This window comes from Aeromonas sp. WP2-W18-CRE-05 (genome assembly GCF_014168615.1).
Classification (GTDB): Bacteria; Pseudomonadota; Gammaproteobacteria; order Enterobacterales; family Aeromonadaceae; genus Aeromonas; species Aeromonas caviae.
The window spans coordinates 1206047-1222872 of the sequence record NZ_AP021917.1 but is presented as its reverse complement, the minus strand read 5'-3'; the positions used below and the strand labels follow the sequence as shown (position 1 = coordinate 1222872).

General features: G+C 61.5%; 15 protein-coding genes. 6 read left to right on the top strand and 9 right to left on the bottom strand.

Features of this window, described 5'->3' with window-relative positions; genetic code table 11:
- Positions 1-40 precede the first annotated feature (40 nt).
- The 3 genes from ligA to H7R73_RS06005 all read right to left on the bottom strand — a co-directional run bounded on the left by ligA (position 41) and on the right by H7R73_RS06005 (position 6667).
- Positions 41-2047 carry an NAD-dependent DNA ligase LigA gene (gene ligA / locus H7R73_RS06015; protein WP_103260634.1) on the bottom strand — a complete coding sequence of 669 codons (2007 nt, stop codon included), beginning with the start codon at positions 2045-2047 and terminating at the stop codon, positions 41-43.
- Between the two features lie 99 nt (positions 2048-2146).
- Positions 2147-3277: a cell division protein ZipA gene (gene zipA, locus H7R73_RS06010; RefSeq protein ID WP_103260635.1), complete on the bottom strand. Its 1131-nt coding sequence runs from the start codon at positions 3275-3277 to the stop codon at positions 2147-2149.
- Positions 3278-3292: 15 nt separating this feature from the next.
- Complete coding sequence (locus tag H7R73_RS06005) at positions 3293-6667, bottom strand: AAA family ATPase (RefSeq protein ID WP_182951560.1); 3375 nt, start codon at positions 6665-6667, stop codon at positions 3293-3295.
- 110 nt (positions 6668-6777) lie between these two features.
- On the opposite strand from H7R73_RS06005, the gene cysZ reads away from it, so the two are divergent.
- Both cysZ and H7R73_RS05995 read left to right on the top strand, forming a co-directional pair.
- A complete protein-coding gene (cysZ, locus tag H7R73_RS06000) occupies positions 6778-7542 on the top strand; it encodes a sulfate transporter CysZ (protein ID WP_010673447.1) in 765 nt (254 codons plus the stop codon).
- Between the two features lie 134 nt (positions 7543-7676).
- A complete protein-coding gene (locus H7R73_RS05995) occupies positions 7677-8291 on the top strand; it encodes a trimeric intracellular cation channel family protein (protein WP_010673446.1) in 615 nt (204 codons plus the stop codon).
- A gap of 94 nt (positions 8292-8385) precedes the next feature.
- Here H7R73_RS05995 and H7R73_RS05990 read toward each other — a convergent pair whose 3' ends face one another.
- The 6 genes from H7R73_RS05990 to H7R73_RS05965 all read right to left on the bottom strand — a co-directional run bounded on the left by H7R73_RS05990 (position 8386) and on the right by H7R73_RS05965 (position 13174).
- Positions 8386-8637, bottom strand: a complete 252-nt coding sequence (locus H7R73_RS05990) for a hypothetical protein (RefSeq protein WP_010673445.1) — start codon at positions 8635-8637, stop codon at positions 8386-8388.
- Between the two features lie 103 nt (positions 8638-8740).
- Positions 8741-9286 (bottom strand): DUF882 domain-containing protein, encoded by a 546-nt coding sequence (locus tag H7R73_RS05985; protein WP_039039271.1) that lies wholly within the window; start codon positions 9284-9286, stop codon positions 8741-8743.
- Between the two features lie 148 nt (positions 9287-9434).
- Positions 9435-10916: a L,D-transpeptidase family protein gene (locus H7R73_RS05980; protein WP_045523555.1), complete on the bottom strand. Its 1482-nt coding sequence runs from the start codon at positions 10914-10916 to the stop codon at positions 9435-9437.
- Between the two features lie 91 nt (positions 10917-11007).
- Positions 11008-11352 carry a hypothetical protein gene (locus H7R73_RS05975; RefSeq protein WP_232092745.1) on the bottom strand — a complete coding sequence of 115 codons (345 nt, stop codon included), beginning with the start codon at positions 11350-11352 and terminating at the stop codon, positions 11008-11010.
- A 10-nt stretch (positions 11353-11362) separates the two neighbouring features.
- Positions 11363-12637, bottom strand: coding sequence for an IS4-like element ISApu2 family transposase (locus H7R73_RS05970; protein WP_011191341.1), 1275 nt, complete (start codon positions 12635-12637; stop codon positions 11363-11365).
- A 69-nt stretch (positions 12638-12706) separates the two neighbouring features.
- Positions 12707-13174 carry a substrate-binding periplasmic protein gene (locus H7R73_RS05965; RefSeq protein WP_232092744.1) on the bottom strand — a complete coding sequence of 156 codons (468 nt, stop codon included), beginning with the start codon at positions 13172-13174 and terminating at the stop codon, positions 12707-12709.
- 309 nt (positions 13175-13483) lie between these two features.
- On the opposite strand from H7R73_RS05965, the gene H7R73_RS05960 reads away from it, so the two are divergent.
- The 4 genes from H7R73_RS05960 to H7R73_RS05945 are packed head-to-tail and all read left to right on the top strand — an operon-like array spanning position 13484 to position 16679.
- Positions 13484-14029, top strand: coding sequence for a hypothetical protein (locus H7R73_RS05960; protein ID WP_010673441.1), 546 nt, complete (start codon positions 13484-13486; stop codon positions 14027-14029).
- Between the two features lie 57 nt (positions 14030-14086).
- A complete protein-coding gene (locus H7R73_RS05955) occupies positions 14087-15145 on the top strand; it encodes a glycosyltransferase family 2 protein (protein WP_103260637.1) in 1059 nt (352 codons plus the stop codon).
- Complete coding sequence (locus H7R73_RS05950) at positions 15142-15513, top strand: GtrA family protein (protein WP_010673439.1); 372 nt, start codon at positions 15142-15144, stop codon at positions 15511-15513. Before H7R73_RS05955 ends, H7R73_RS05950 begins: the two co-directional genes overlap by 4 nt.
- On the top strand, positions 15513-16679 hold the full coding sequence (locus tag H7R73_RS05945) for a membrane protein (RefSeq protein ID WP_029313951.1): 1167 nt from the start codon (positions 15513-15515) through the stop codon (positions 16677-16679). Before H7R73_RS05950 ends, H7R73_RS05945 begins: the two co-directional genes overlap by 1 nt.
- The last annotated feature ends 147 nt before the right edge of the window (positions 16680-16826 follow it).

Here is a 16826-nt window from a genome sequence, read left to right as displayed (position 1 = left end):
CCGGCCAGTGGGCCGGGTTTGTCTGCTCAAACGTGCATCCTCAGGGCTGAATGGCCGCCTGCAACTCAGCTTCGGTCCAGATGGTGATCCCCAGCTCCTGGGCCTTGGCCAGCTTGGAGCCTGCCGCCTCCCCCGCCACCAGCACGTCGGTCTTGGCCGACACCGAGCCCGCCACCTTGGCCCCCAGGGCCTGCAGCGCCGCCTTGGCGTCGTTGCGCGACAAGGTGGTGAGGGTGCCAGTCAGCACGAAGGTCTTGCCGGCGAAAGGTTGATCGCTTGCCTCCTTCTTCTCGATGGCCGGCCAGTGGATGCCGGCGGCCAGCAGGGCCTCCAGCACCTCGATGTTGTGGGGCTGACGCAGGAAGTAGTAGACGTGCTTGGCCACTATGTCCCCCACATCGGCCACTTCCAGCAACTGCTCCACCGAGGCGGCGCGCAGGGCGTCCAGAGTCAGGAAGTGGTTGGCGAGGTTCAAGGCAGTCGCCTCCCCCACTTCGCGGATCCCCAATGCAAACAGGAAGCGGGGCAGCGTGGTGCTGCGGGCCGCATCGATGGCCGCCACCAGATTGAGGGCCGATTTTTGCCCCATCCGCTCGAGCCCGGCCAGCTGAATGGCGTTGAGGCTGAACAAGTCCGCCGGGGTCTTCACCAGCCCCTTGTCCACCAGCTGCTCCACTATCTTGTCGCCGAGGCCGTCCACGTCCATGGCACGGCGGGCGGCGAAGTGCTTGATCGCCTCCTTGCGCTGTGCCTCGCAGAACAGGCCGCCGGAGCAGCGAGTCACCGCCTCTCCCTCCAGCCGCTCCACCGCCGAGCCGCACACCGGGCACTCGGTCGGGAACAGGATCGCGCGGGCATCCGCCGGGCGCTGGGCCTCCACCACAGCCACGACCTGGGGGATCACATCCCCCGCCCGGCGCACGATCACGGTGTCGCCGATCATCACGCCAAGGCGCGCGATCTCGTCCGCATTGTGCAAGGTGGCGTTGGACACGGTGACGCCGCCGACAAACACCGGCTTGAGCTTGGCCACCGGGGTGATGGCACCGGTGCGGCCCACCTGGAACTCGACGTTCTCAAGCGCCGTCATCTCCTCTTCTGCCGGGAACTTGTGGGCAGTGGCCCAGCGCGGCGCGCGGGCAACGAAACCGAGCTCCCCTTGCAGGGCGATGTCATCCACCTTGTAGACCACGCCGTCGATCTCGTAGGGGAGATCCCCACGGCGCGCCAGAATGTCGTCGTGAAACGCCTGACAGCCGGCGGCACCCTCTTTGAGCTTCACCTCGGGGCTGAGCGGCAGACCCCAGGCCTTGAGCTGATTGAGGCGACCGAAGTGGGAATCCCCCAGCTCGTCGCCACCGACTCCCACGCCGTAGGCATAGAAGCTGAGGGGGCGGCTGGCGGTGATGCGTGAATCGAGCTGGCGCAGGCTGCCGGCAGCGGCGTTGCGCGGGTTGACGAACACCTTCTCCCCCGCCGCCAGCGCATCGCGGTTCATCGCCTCGAACCCGGCCTTGGGCATGAAGACCTCCCCACGCACCTCCAGCCGCGCCGGCCACCCCTGGCCGCGCAGGGTCAGGGGAATGGCCTTGATGGTGCGCACGTTCTCGGTGATCTCCTCCCCCGTGGTGCCGTCCCCGCGAGTGGCGGCCTGCATCAGCTGGCCATCCACGTAGAGCAGGCTCACCGCCAGACCGTCGAGCTTGGGTTCGCAACAGAAGGTGAAAGTCACCTCCCGCTTGAGGCGATCACTCATGCGTTGCTCGAACGCCTGCAACTCCTCGCTGCTGAAGACGTTGTCCAGACTAAGCATGGGGATCTCGTGGCGTACCTGCTTGAAGCCGGTCAGCGGCTGGCCTCCCACCCGCACGCTCGGCGAGGCCGGGGTTTTCAGCTCGGGATGCTCGGCCTCCAGCGCAATCAGCTCGCGCATCAGGCGATCGTATTCGGCGTCCGGCACCGTGGGGTTGTCCAGCACATAGTACTGATGGCCGTACTCGGTCAGCAGCTCACACAGTTGACGGTGGCGGGAGAGGATATCGCTCATGAAAAAGTCTCGAAGTGTGATGGAACATTCAGTCTGGGGCAGAAACAAAAATGCGGCACCGGGGTACCGCACTTTTCATTGTTCAAGCCCCATGGCGCATCAGTCGCGGCTGGCCTCGTAGGCCGCCAGCTCGTGACGGTAGCGGGCGATGTCGTCGTCGCTGAGGGGACTGCGCGAGGCGTCGGTCAGCATGGCATCGAGATCGCTCGCCAGCTGATCCGCGGCCTGCAACATGTGCTCGAAGGCGAAGGCGGCATTGCTGCGAAGGGGCAGTTGCATGAAGAGGGACACACCCGGGGTGCTGAACTGCTCCATGCGATAGGGGTTGAAGGTACCCGGCTTGACCATGTTGATCATGGAGAAGAGCACTTCACCCTTGCCGCCCAGATCTTCGTGACGGTGGAAGATGTCCATCTCGCCAAACTTGAAGCCCAGCGCCAGCAGGGAAGAGAGCAGGGTCGCACCTTGCAGATCGTGGCCGGGACGGGCCATCAGGTTGATGACATAGACATCCTGCCAGATCTTCTCGACCGGGGCCGGGGCGGGTTCTGGCTCGGCTGCGTGAACCGGCTCTTCATAGGCTGGCTCGTCATCGTAAGCGGGCTCTTCATAAGCCGGCTGGGCGTAGCGGGGAGCCTGCTGGGCAACCGGTGCCGGCTCGCGTGCACCGAAGGTCGGCGCCTGGGCATAGGCCGGCTCCACCAGCGGCTCTTCGTCCAGCGGCTGCATCATGGGCTCGCGCTGTGGACGGGAACGGTGTACCGGCGTACGGCGGATCACCTGGGCTGGTTTGCGCACCGGCGCGGCAGGGGCCTCTTCAACAGGGGCGGCAACCGGCTCGTCATAGTCCTCTTCTTCCTCATACACAGGCTGAGGGGGGACAGGGCGAGCGGCAGGCTTGCGCACCACGGGAGGCGGCAGATCGGCGTCGTCATCTTCATCATCGAAGGCGGGAACGGGGGCGACACGGCGGGGGTCGGGCTGACGGGCCTCGTCGCTGCGCAGTTTGGGCTCGGCACGACGGCCACCGCTCACCACACGCACCTGACCGATGCCATCGCTGTCGAAGGCGTCGCTGTCACGCTCACGGGACTTGGACTCCATCCGACCCAGGGGTTTCTCCTTGATCGGTGCCTGACGATTCTTTCTGTTGCTCCACAACCCGTGAATGAGCAATGCCGCGATGGCAATACCGCCCAGGGCAACCAAGATGTAACGCAATTCCTGCATTAGCTGCTTCTCTTTCTAGTTTTGCTCAGCCAAAGCGACGGCTTCACCGATATCGACCGACACTATGCGCGAAACCCCGGGCTCTTGCATCGTGACGCCAACCAGCTGCTCGGCCATCTCCATGGAGACCTTATTATGACTGATGTAAACGAACTGTACTGTGCTCGACATCTCTTTGACAAGAGAACAGAAGCGACCGACGTTCACTTCATCGAGCGGTGCATCCACCTCATCCAGCAGACAAAATGGTGCTGGATTGAGTCTGAAGATGGCAAAAACCAGCGCAAGGGCGGTTAGCGCCTTCTCCCCCCCGGAAAGCAGGGCAATGGTAGCATTCTTCTTGCCCGGAGGTCTTGCCATGATGCTCACTCCGGCCTCCAAAAGATCATCCGAGGTCAGCTCAAGCCAGGCACTGCCCCCCCCGAACACTTTTGGGAACAGGGATTTTAAATCTTCATTGACCTTATCGAAAGTGTCGCGGAAGCGTATTTGTGTTTCTTTATCAATTCTTTTAATGGCTTGGCTCAAGGTGTCGAGGGCCTGCTCCAGATCCTGGCACTGATTTTCCAGGTAGCTTGAACGGGTTTTCGCCTCCTCATACTCCTCCAGTGCCGCCAGGTTGATGGCGCCAAGCGCCTCCACCTGCGCCTCCAGCGTCTGGATCTCCTGGCGCAGCTTGCCGCGATCAGCGGCAATCAGCACCGCCTGATCGAGGTCCACCAGGCGCACGCCCAGCTCTTCGAACTGCTCGTGCAATCCCTGCCTGCGCGTCAGGTTGCGCTCGCGCTCGAGCCGCAAAGTCGCCAGCTTCTCCTGAATTTTCACCAGCTGCTTGTGATCGGCGCTTCTGGCCTGCTCCAGCTCGGTCAGCTGACGATCCAGCTCTGCGAGCCGCTGGTGACAGGTCAGTTGCTGCGCCTCAAGATTGCGCTGTTCGACCAGCAGGGGCGACAGATCCTGACTCGGAGCGGCCCCTGGCTCCTTGAGTTCCGCCAGCTCCAGGCCGAGACGGGCCAGCTCCTGCTCGCGCAGCGTGATGAGCTGGCGCTGGTTCTGCTGCTCCAGTTGCAATCGCTGGCAGGCCGCCTGCTGCTGCTCCCGGCGAAGGCGCGCCTCTTCCAGCGCCCGCTCCGCCCCGCTTACCTGCTCCTGGGCAAGCAGCAGTGCCTCGGCGAGTACCTCCCCCTGCTCCTGCTGCTCGCCAAGGGCCGCTTCATCCTGCTCAAGCCGCTCCCCGGCCGACGCCAGCCGCTGCGCCTCCTCAGCCTGCTCTTTATCGAGCCGGGCCAGCTCTTCCCCCAGCTGGCCCAGGCGCTGCAAGCGCTCCTGGCGCTGCCCCTCGCGCAGACTCCAGGCTTCGCGCAGTTGCTGCCACCGCAGCTCCTGCTCGCGCAGGGTGCGCTGAGCCAGCTCATGGGCGCTGTGCAGCTGGGCCCGCGCTGCATCGGCGGCGACAAGCTGCTCGTCGAGTCTGTGCAGCGCCTCCCGGCCCGCGGCCAGCTCGGTGTGCAGCCGTTCACGCTCACCGAGCAGCGCCAGCGTACCGAGGGCCATGCCCTCCCCCAGATCCGCCCAGTTGGGGCCGAACCAGTCGCCGGCGGGAGTGAGCAGCGACTCACCGGCAGAGAGGCTGTGCAGGCGGGACAGCGCCTCCTCCCTGCTCTCTGCCAGCCAGATGGCATTGAGGAAAGCCGGAATGTACTCGCCCCCCAGTTGCGCCGCCAGGGTATCGGCCCTGGCTGGCTGGGCCGGGCCAATCCAGAGTCCAGGTTGCGCCAGGTTGCACTCGTCCGCCGGGATTGCGGTGAGCCAGCGGCCGAGCACCTTGTCCAGCCCCCGGGCCCACTCGGGGGGCACCTGCAACCGATCCGCCAGGGTCGCGCCCGCCATCTGCTCCCCCAGGATCTGATCCAGGGTGGCGAGGCGCGCCTCCAGCTCGCGCAGCAGGCCCTGCTGGCGACCCTGCTCTGCCTTGAGTGCTTCATGGCGCGACACACCGGCCTGCCACGCCACATCGGCTTCCTCATGGCGGGCGCGGGAGAGCGAGAGTTCCGCCGCCAGCGCATCGAGGGCCGGTTGCAGGTTCTCCCCCTCCCCGCCAAGGGGCCCGGCCTGTTCGTCTTCCAGCTTGAGGCGGGCAAGCCGGGTCTTGGCCTGCAGCTCCTGCAGGCCATTCACCTCGGCGCGGGTCTGGTTGAGCCGCCCCTGCAACTGGCCCAGCTGCTGCTGCCACTGCTGCTGACGCTGGCGCGCCTGCTCGAGCCGATCGCCCGCAGCCGCACGCACGCTCTGCTGGTCGGTAAGCAACTGCTCACACTGCTCGAGGCGCGCCGACGCCACCTCCCCCTGCAACGTGCTGTCGCCCAGTTGCTCCAGCTGGCCGGCCAGCTGGGCCTTGAGGCCGTCGATACGCTCGCCGAGGGCCTGCCGCCTCGCCTGCCAGTCACGGCCCAGCTCGCTCTGGTGCAGTTGCTGCTGCTCGAGGCGAGCGATGGCCTGCCCGCCGAGAAAAATCTGTTGCTGGCGGCTCGCCTGCTCGGCCTGCGCCTCCTGGCGGGCCACCGACAGGGTGACGTGGCGCCCCTCGTCGGCGGTGCGCTTGGCATCGAGTGCCGCCAGCGCCTGCTCGGTCTGGGCCAGTTCGGTCTTGGCCTCGCCAAGACGCGTTTCCAGCGCCCACAGTTCCGAACCGATCAGCTCGGCGCGGGCCGCGCGACTGCGACTCTTGAGCTGCTTGTAGCGCTCGGCGGTTTCGGCCTGGGCCTTGAGATGTTCGAGGCGCGAGCCCAGTTCGCCACGGATGTCGCCAAGGCGTTCCAGGTTCTCCTGGGTATGGCGGATACGCTGCTCGGTCTCGCGGCGCCGCTCCTTGTAGCGGGAGACCCCAGCGGCCTCTTCCATGAACAGCTTGAGATCGGCGGGGCGGGACTCCACCAGCCGGCTGACGGTGCCCTGTTCGATGATGGCGTAACTGCGGGGCCCAAGGCCGGTGCCGAGGAAGAGGTCGGTCACGTCCTTGCGGCGGCACTTCTGGCCGTTGATCTGGTAGTGATTGGAGCCGTCGCGCAGCACTTCGCGGCGCACCGAGATCTCGGTAAAGCGGCCGAACTCGCCGGGTACCCGGTTGTGGGGATTGTCGAACACCAGCTCCACCGAGGCGCGGCCATGGGCGCTGCGGTTGATGGAGCCGTTGAAGATGACGTCGGTCATGTTCTCGCCGCGCAGATGGCGGGCGGAGCTCTCCCCCAGCACCCAGCGCACGGCGTCGATGACGTTGGATTTGCCGCAGCCGTTGGGGCCCACCACGGCGGTCATGTCGGCGTTGAGTTCGATGCGGGTCGGCTCGACAAACGACTTGAAACCGGCGAGTTTGATCAATTTCAGACGCATGGCGGCCTATGTGGGTAACGAAATAAAGAGGAGGCGGGCAGGCGACTTTACCAAATCAAAGGCTTGTTTGTAATATGCTGGCACTTTCCCCATTCACTGATGGAGCTCACATGAGCCAATCACCCCACATGGTCAAAGATTCGGTCAGCGGTGCAGACTACTTCCTGCGCGGCTTCTCGCTCATTCGCCAGCCCGGCATCCGCACCTTCGTGCTGATCCCCCTGCTGGTCAACTTCGTGCTCTTTGCCGGTGCCTTCTACGCCCTGTTGCTACAACTGGACGGCCTGTTCGCCTGGCTGCACCAGCAGATCCCGAGCTGGCTCTCCTGGCTTGATTACCTGCTCTGGCCCATCGCCCTCATCACCATACTGGTGGTCTTCTCCTTCATCTTCAGCTCGGTGGCCAACTGGATAGCTGCCCCTTTCAACGGCCTGCTGGCAGAGAAGGTGGAACAGATCCTCACCGGTGAAGCCATGAATGACACCGGCATGCTGGATGTGGTGAAAGATGTGCCCCGTACCTTCGGCCGCGAATGGACCAAGCTGAAATACTATCTGCCCAAGGCCATCGGCTGCCTGATCCTCTTCCTGATCCCGGTAGTGGGCCAGACCCTGGCACCCGTGCTCTGGTTCCTGCTCAGCGCCTGGATGATGGCGATCCAGTATGTCGATTATCCGTTCGACAACCACAAGATCGGCTTCATCACCATGCGCGACGCCCTCAAGCAGCGTCGTGGAAAGTGCCTGAGCTTCGGCGCCCTGGTGACCCTCTTCTCCGCCATCCCGGTGGTGAATCTCTTCGTGATGCCGGTGGCCATCTGTGGCGCCACCGCCATGTGGGTGGACCAATACCGCAGCGAGCAACTTGGACGCTGAACCGCGTCATCATGATCAAAAGAGGGGGCGAAAGCCCCCTTTTCATTACTTAATCTAATGCATAACCAAGATAGCTTGTCGCCCCAGCGCAGGATTGTTAGGATGCGGGGCTTTCTCGCACCCTGGGATATCTCATGTTACATGCACTCTTCTTGCTCGGCCTGGTGGCCGAAGGGATGACTGGCGCGCTGGCAGCGGGTCGGCGACGGATGGATCTGTTTGGCGTCGTGATCATCGCCTCGGCGACGGCCATCGGTGGCGGTACCATTCGGGATGTGCTGCTGGGCCACTATCCCCTGCTCTGGGTCGAGCACCCCGAATACGTGCTGCTGGTGGCGGGCGCCGCCATGGCCGGGGTCATCTCGGCCCCGCTGATGCGCTACCTTGGCAAGCTGTTCCTGGCGCTCGATGCCCTGGGGCTCGTGGTCTTCTCCATCTTCGGGGCTGCCCGGGCGCTCGAGATGGGCCACGGGGCCGGCATCGCCTGCATCATGGCCGTGGTGACCGGCGTGTTCGGGGGGGTACTGCGGGACTTGCTGTGCCAGCGTATCCCGCTGGTGTTCAAGCGCGAGCTCTATGCTGCCGTCTCGCTGATCACCGCCGCGCTCTACTGCTTTGCGCTGCACCATGGGCTGCCCAACGACTGGGCCGCTTTCGGTGCCATCGGCATCGGCTTCGTGCTGCGGCTCCTGGCGGTACGCTTCAAGTGGGGACTGCCCACCTTCAACTATCAGTACGCCACCCATTGATCGCGCCAGTTCCTGGCCATATTGCACGGATAACGAGCAACAAAAAAGCGCCATACGGCGCTTTTTTGTTGGGCATCGGCAAGAGAGGAAAGGGTCAGTTGATCCCTTCCGAGCTGAAGAAGGTCGCCTTGTCGGCGATGAAACGCACCTTGATGTTCTTGCCTTCCCCTCCCCAGACACAGCTCGTGGTGCCGAGAGCATCGTCGCAACGCTCGGCCTTGCCGAGGATGGCACTCGCTTCGGCATAGCTCATCCCGACTTTCAGCTTGTCGTAGCTCTCGCGGTTGAGCTTGCCGCAACCAGTCAACAACAGGGCGATGAGCCCCCCGATCACAATCTGCTTCATCTTTCTCTCCTCTGGCTGGAGTCCAGAGCCTAGCAGCTTGGTCCCCCTCAATGCCAGCGGCAAAAAGACACAATCGGCACTCAAACTTTGAGGAAATCCCGACTCACCAGCTGCGAACGGGGCCTGTATCCAGGTGCACGAAGTTGTCGGAAGGGTAATAACCCACACCGCCCACCTTGAGGTTCAGGGCGGCCTTGCGCAGGTGTGCCAGCTGCACGCCGGGGATGCGCACGTCAACCGCCTGCCCCAGGGTGTGGTAGCTGTGCTTGGCGACGCCGCGACTCTTGCGCCGCTTCTGCTGATTGGTGGCCGGGGAGCGATAACCCGAGATGAGCTGGATTTCGCCGTGGCGTCCCAGCTTGTGTTGCAGCAGAAAGAGCTGATCGAACAGCTTTCTGTCGATGTTGAACACTTCGTTGCGACGGTAGTCACGGAAAATATGGTTGAGCTCCGCCAGCCCGTCGCTCAAATAGTGGCCATCTTCCCAATAACTGGCGCGTACCCGCTCGCCGGTATTGAGGTTGAAGAAACTCAGTTCCCGTCCCGAAGTGCTGCGGCTCGCCAGCGCAGGGAACGACAGCAGGCTGGTCCCCATCAGGCAACCCGCCCCCAGCAGCAGACGGCGTCGGCTTATCTCTTGTCCCAGCATCCGTTGTCCGTCCATCTCATGGTGAAGTCACACAGGTGAATGAATTTGATACAAGGGCCGAAACTACCTGCCAGAAAAAGCGCTGTCAAACCCCATTCACCCATGAAAAAGCCCGGCACGGGCCGGGCTTTTCACTCTGTGGCGAGGATCACAGCAAGCGGCTTTGATAGCTGACTCTGTCGAATCCGTAGATATCGTTGCGCAATTGCTGGCGTCCCTCTTCATCAATCCAGCTGCTCCAGTAGACGGTAAACACCGGGATAGGGTTGCTCAGGGGCAGCCACTTGGTCTGGGTCTCTTTCAGGATGCTGGCCACCTTGTCCGGCTGATAGCGGGAGTCCGCCAGCAGCAGCTCCGCCAGATCGTCGGCGTGTTCCACCCGGATGCAACCCGAGCTGAAGGCACGGGCCCCCTGCTCGAACAGCGCCTTGCGCGGGGTGGAGTGGAGATAGATGGCATCGTTGTTGGGCAGATAGAACTTGTAACGACCCAGGGCATTGTGATCCCCCGGCTTTTGCCGCAACCGGTAAGGGAAACCGGAGGCCAGCGCATGGTGCCAGCCATCTTCGCTGAACTGCACCGGATTGCCCTCGCCGTCGATCACCTCGAACTGTTCGCGATCCAGGTAGGCAGGATCGCGCCCGAGCTTGGGCAGAATGTCCTTGCTCAGGATGGAGCGCGGCACGTGCCAGGCCGGGTTCAGAACGATGGAGCGGATCTCGCTGGCGAGGATGGGGGTGGCCCGCTGCTCCTTGCCGACGATGACCCGACTGGTGAAGACCTCGCTGCCAGACTCCACCACGCTCAGGCGGTAGTCCGGAATGTTGACCAGCACATAGCGACCGGCAAGGTGATCCACCAGATCACGGCGCCACAGGTTGCGTACCAGCAGGCTGGCGCGCACCTCGGGGCCGGTATTGAGCCAGCTGCGGGTCTGACGGCCGATGATGCCGTCGGCGGTCAGGCCGTGGCGGCGCTGGAACTGTTTGATGGCCTGTTCGGTCTCGGGATCGTAGAGGCTGTCCTGGTGAGTCGGGGCACTGTCCCCCAGTTCGTTCAGGATGGAGCGGATCTGGCCGAGCTCGGTCGAGCTCTCCCCGGCCCGCAGGGTCGGCATGGAGAGGGTGGGCCAGTGCTTGGCCATGGGCATGGCCAGCAGCTTGCGCACTTCTTCGCGCACGGCGTCGTATTCCGCCACCTGTGGCCTGAGTTGCCTGACCTGCTCCAGCAGATTGTCTCCCTGGGGGGCATGGGCCAGGGGGCGGTTCAGATCCAGCTTGAGGGTCTGCATCTGTTCGCGCGCGACCAGATCCATCCCTCGCCAGGCCTGCTGGAACCGGGCCAGCTTGCCAAAGGCCTCATCGTAGAGGGCACCGCGTCGATCCGCCGGGGTCTTTTGCAACTGCTGCCAGAGGCGGTAGAAATCCGGATGCAGCTGGGCCAGCACCGCTTCCTGCAACTGCTGTTCAAGCTCATGACGAGCCTGCTCGGCCACCTCGTTCTGATACCAGTCATGCTGAATGCTGGGACTGGCCACTACCGCCTGTTCCGTGCTGGCATGAACCATGCTGGCCGGCCAGCAGCCCAGCCAGATGAGATTCGCCAATGCCAACCAATACTTCTTACCCATGCTTCTTACCACGCTTGCCTCAAATCGGTTCATTTCGGCCTGTCAGGCGCGACGGTCAGGTCCCCATGATGCGTGAATGCTGGCGACTTTGCTAGCGGACGGAGGTGTAACGACGCCAGATGAGTTCCTGCTCCCCGCTGTCACCGACGGCCACTATCGCCTCGTTGAACCGCTCCACGAATTCCCCGGACAGGGTCTTCTTGCTCAACATGAAAAAGGTGGGCGTCTCATGGATCGCCATGGTGTGGGGGACGACCGCATCCGACAGCCCCTCTCTTTTCAGACCCCAGGGCGTGGCCAGACTATCCCCGAGAAAACCGTCTATCCGCCCAAGCAGCAGCTTGCGATAGTTTTGCACATCGTTGACCTCGCTCACCTGGTTGCGGTATCGCTGCAGAACCTTGGTGATTTCCGGGCCGTAATAGTAGTCCCTCATGTACAGAACCTTAAGCGGCAAGCGAATTAATAATACCGTCTAACGTGTTGTTTTGCTTGGATTTTCTCTGCCTACTCTTTTTGCCGTTTTTGGATAAATACACCATTGCCCACTCCAACTTCTCTGTTATTTCCTGCCACGCACCATGGATGATGCTCGCCAATATCGGCATTAACCAAAGCGCGCTGTTTTTGGCAATCTTCAGCATCGATAACTCCGCGCTGCCAATCAGCGTCAGCGCCAGCCGACGTTTGACCAGCAAGGCCAGCAAACTAGCCCAGATCAAGCCTTCCGCTATCGCTTTTTGTCGTGTCGCGAACGCCTTCAACCGGTTATGTGATTTCAGCTCTTTGAACAACAGTTCGATCTGCCAACGGCAACGATACAATGCCATCACCTTCTCGGCTGGCCATCGCTCACGCGGAAGATTGGTCATCCATATACAGAACCGTTTTTCCTCTGCAAACCAACGTCTTATGAGTCGATATTTATACTTTCCCGAACTCACATCCAGATCCAGAACCTCGGCTCTGCAGCTTCTCCGATCGATATCCTTGAGCTTTTTTCCGAGTAACTTGGGCATTTCCCTGCCGTCCTGTCGGTAAGCTGCCTGTACTTTGGGATTGAGATTTTGACTCCCTCTGACCAGATAGCTTCCTTTGGCTTTGGTCACATCAGCAAAGTACTCGCGGCTGATGTAACCGGCATCCGCCAATAACAGTTTGTTATTTAACGAATTTGCGGCCGGAAGATGCTTGCGCTCCGATTCGGTATCCGCCGTGATACTCATCGATATCGGCGACTGGTCCAGCAAGGACATGGTCATATGACACTCTACCGCAGCGGGGCTGTGCTTATTGAATCGGCCCGGGAAATGTTCTGCCAATTGCGGATGTAACGCGAATGACGACCCGTCCTGCAGCAGTACCTGCTCAAAGCCTGCCAGTCCGTGGGCGTCCGGTAGACACTCCTTGAGGCGTAAGGCGATGGCTCGTTCAACCAGTGCGCGCATGAACAAGGGAAAACCCTGCTTGCGTAACTGGTTGTGAAAGGGTTTATACGCTATTTGGTCAGTATCATGGAGCTGCAACGCATTGAAATGGCGATGCAAACCAGCAATACCATCCACCTTGTCGCAACCAAGCCCTGAGAGCAGAGCCGGGAGTAGTCTCGCAGGCTGGATATCCCGGAGTCGCTGACAAAAACCGGTAAATTTACCGATCCGGTTGAGTTCAGAAGAGCTAAGAAGTTGCTTGAGGTACTGGGTTGCATTGATAATAGTCATGGCTTCGGGCGTGTCGGTTTTTTTTTGCGATTAAATCAGATCACAAACGAAGCCTTTTTTCTATCTATTTCAATTGGTTGTAGCTAAAGATCCTGTACATGAGTAGTCCCTGGTCACACCGAGGCGATGCCCGTGGGCCAGCCAGCTCGCCAGATCCGACTCCTCACCGGTACCGGATTTGCGTACCCAGAGCGATGTCCGGCCCGGGTTGTAGGGGATGGAGAACCAGGCATAACGCGCCCTGTCATCAGCAAAGTACGCCTCCATCACGATATCCAGCCGACCCCGCTCAAGATCGTGCAACCCCCGCTTCCAGGGACGCTCCACATAGACCAGACGACACCCCAGCCGATTCGACACGGCATTGAGGTAGTCGACCGCAAATCCACGCTGCTCCCGACGTGCGCCCTCTTGCTGGTAATAGTGGTATGGGGGCCAGTCATCGAAACCGACGCGAAGGGGGGAGGAGCAGAACGATTGCGCCCACAACGGTTGGAGGGGCAGACAGCAGAGCACACACAGAGAGAAGAGTCTCATGGGTCATCCTTGACGACGGGACAGGCCATCTTAATTCTGCCCGGGTGAAATGGCGACAGATCCTGCCACAACAAAGCACAATATCAGCCGTTTGCCTGATGCGCCCCAGGTGGCGGCAGACAGGTTGGCGCCGAAAAAGCCACAATCAAGAAGAGGAAGCAAACGACCCCAAAGCCCCTTGGTAAGCAGGGTGATTGAGGGTTAATATGTGAGCAAATATATTTTTGTGATCCACTATGCTTTTTTTGCAATTGGATTAGCATATGCGCGAAATCTGCCTATCAATCTGTCGGGCGTCGAGTGAGTAATATGACCTACAAAAAGTTCGGTTTTCTGGCTGCCATCCTGGCACTGAGCGGTTTCTACCTTTATACCCTCTATCTGGCCGCTCACCCCAACGTGAGCCTGGCTTACAAGCTCTATTACCTGGAAGGCAAGACCCGTTTCTGGGAGCACAACTCCAGCATGACCTACCAGCCCGGCAACGAACTCAACCTGACCAAGCCGAGCCGCTTCCTCTCAAGCGAAGGCTGGGCCAAGAAGCCCAGCGAGCAAGGCACCGAGCTGAGCGGTCAGGGCGGTCTCTATTTCGTGCTGCCCAAGCAGCAGGCCCAGCCGGAGCAGCTCACCATCCAGGCCAGGATCAACAGCCCCCAGGCTGGCGCCCTGCTCAAGGTGGCGCTGGGTCATGATTTCACCACCACGGTCAAGCTGGCCAAGGCGGGCATCAACGAGATCCGTCTCAGCCTGCCGGGCGACTCCCTGACCGCCGATCCCAAGCGTCCCAACTTCCTGGCGCTCTCCGCTCCGACACCACTCAACGTCCAGTCCGTGCGGCTGACCGTGGCTCAGTGAAGCGGAATGCCCCAAGCATCTGTTCCGTAAAATAATTCTTTCAATAAGGAAGTTCCCATGTCCCGTGCCGATTTTCGACTCTCTCTGGTCGTTCCCGTTTACAACGAGGAAGAGAGCATAGACGCCTTCATCAGCGCGATAGATACCGAACTGGCCCCGCTCAAAGACCAGCTTGAAATCGTGTTCGTCAACGATGGCAGCCGTGACCGCACCCGTGAGGTGGTCGAGCAGGCCATCGCCCGGGATCCCCGTGTGACCCTGGTCAACCTGGCCCGCAACTTCGGCAAGGAAGCGGCCATGACCGCTGGCCTGCACCAGGCCAAGGGCGACGCCATCGTCCCCATGGACGTGGACCTGCAGGATCCCCCCTCTCTCATTCTGGAGTTCGTCAAGCTGTGGCAGACCGGCGACTATGACACCGTCTACGGCATCCGGGTGGATCGCAGCGCCGATACCCCGATGAAACGCCTCACCGCCGGTGGCTTCTACCGCTTCTTCAACGCCCTCTCCACCAGCACCAAGCTGCCGGAGAACGCCGGTGACTTCCGCCTCATCGATCGCAAGGTGGTCGAGGCCATCAAGCAGTTGCCGGAGCGCAACCGCTTCATGAAGGGGCTGTTCGCCTGGGCCGGTTTTCGCGCCGTCGGCGTTCCCTACGAGCGCCCGGCCCGCCATGCCGGCGAAACCAAGTTCAACTACTGGAAGCTGTGGAACTTCGCCCTTGACGGCCTGATGAGCTTCTCCAGCTGGCCGCTGCGGGTGTGGAGCTACATCGGGGTCGGTGTCTCCTTCATCGCCTTCCTCTATATCCTCAAGATCGTCACCCAGGTGCTCTTCTTCGGTATCGACGTGCCCGGTTACGCCTCCCTGATGTCGGTCATGCTGTTCCTCGGCGGCATCCAGCTGCTGTCGCTGGGCATCATCGGCGAGTACATCGGCCGCATGTTCGTCGAGGTGAAACAGCGCCCCGTCTACCTCATCGAAGGGGTCTACGGCCAGTACGCCAAGCAGGATGAAGAGCAGAAGCAGGAAGTGCCCACCACCAGCAAGAAGGGCGCTGGCAAGAAGGCCGCCGCGAAAGCCGCTGATGATCAGCAGGAGCAGGCGTCTCAATGATCTCCCGCGAGGAATTCTGGCGGCTGGTTCGCTTCGGTTTTGTCGGCGGGGGGGCCACCCTCGTCGATCTGGGCACCTCCATCGCCCTGTTTCATACCTGGCCGGCCATCTCCGAGCACCTGGTCACTACCTTGGCCTTTGCCGTGGCGTTCTGGTTCTCGTTCTTCGGCCATCGCTACATCACCTTCCAGAAACAAGGTGCCGCCAGCAAGTTCCTGCTGGTTGCCCTCTTCTCGCTGGCGGTGCGTAATCTCATCCTGAGCGGTTTGCTGTTTGCCGGTCTCTCCGGCCTGTTGCCGGTGGTGATCGCCACCCTGACCGTCACCGTGCTCACCTACGTTCTCTCCCGTATCTGGGTTTTTGCCTGATGAATGATATGACCAATACCGCCCCGTCAACCGGGGCTGCACTCCCCTATCGCCCGTCACTGCGCATCAGCGGCCGCGACTGGCTGATGATCGTCGCCGCCTTCGTACTGAGCCGGGTGGCGCTCTATGGCATGGGCTATTTCGGCGTCCAGCTCTATGGCGCCACCGACATCGGGCCGCTGCAAGCCTACTGCCAGTTCGACTGCGTCTGGTTCCAGCGCATCATCGAGAATGGTTACGACCTCTATCCACGCTGGTTGAGCAAGGGCAATGCGGCGAACTGGGCCTTCATGCCCCTCTATCCCATGCTGGCCGGCGGTCTCTCCAGCCTGTTTGACATGGAGAGCCTCATCGGCCTGATGCTGGTGGCCAACATCGCCTTCTTCATCAGCCTGCCCCTGATGCTGCTGGTGCTGCGCCAGCTCAAGCTGGGGGACGACACCGCCCGCTTCGGGGTCTGGCTGCTGGCCTTCTCCCCCTTCTCCGCCTATTTCGTCTCCGGCTATACCGAGCCCATGTTCATGGCCTTGATGCTGGGAATGTTCCTGTTCGCCTACCGCGAACAGTGGCTCATGGTCGCCTTCCTCGGCATCTTCATCTCCGCCACCCGCAACCTGGGGGTGATGATGGTATTCCCGGTGTTGATCCTGGCCCTGCAGGCCTACGGCTGGCGCGAGTTCTTCCGCTTCACCGAGCGGGCCTTCAAGGTGGTGTTCACCCTCTGGCTCATTCCCCTCGGCCTCTTCTCCTACATGGTCTATCTCTATCACCTCACCGGGGATGCCCTGGCCTTCAAGCACATCCAGGTGGCCTGGGGCCGCTATATGGACAGCCCCCTGGACTGGTGGCTGAGCGGCTTCGAGCTGGGGGGGCGCAAGGCCTATCTCTCCATCATGGTGATCTTCGGCTGGTGCCTGAATGGCTACCTGTTCAGCCAGAAACGCTGGGCCGAAGCGACCCTGATGTTCATCTGCTGCACCATCCCCCTGATGACCGGCCTCAACGCCATGCCCCGCTACATGTTCGGCCTCTATCCGACCCTGCTGGCCATCGTGCTGCTGGCCCATCGCTGGCCTGCCATCCGCCCTGCGGTGCTCTGCATCAGCGGCATGGTTGCCTCCTTCATTGCGGTGGCCTTCGTCAACTTCAAGTTCTTCACCGTGTGACGCCACCCCGAATGCCTACAAGCCGGTCAACTGACCGGCTTTTTTCATGGCCGCGACACCCGGTTCACACTTTTCCATTCTTGAAAACGTAACCATTTGAACTGACGTCACAAATCGGTATTTTACCGGTCCAAGCCTGCCCCAGCG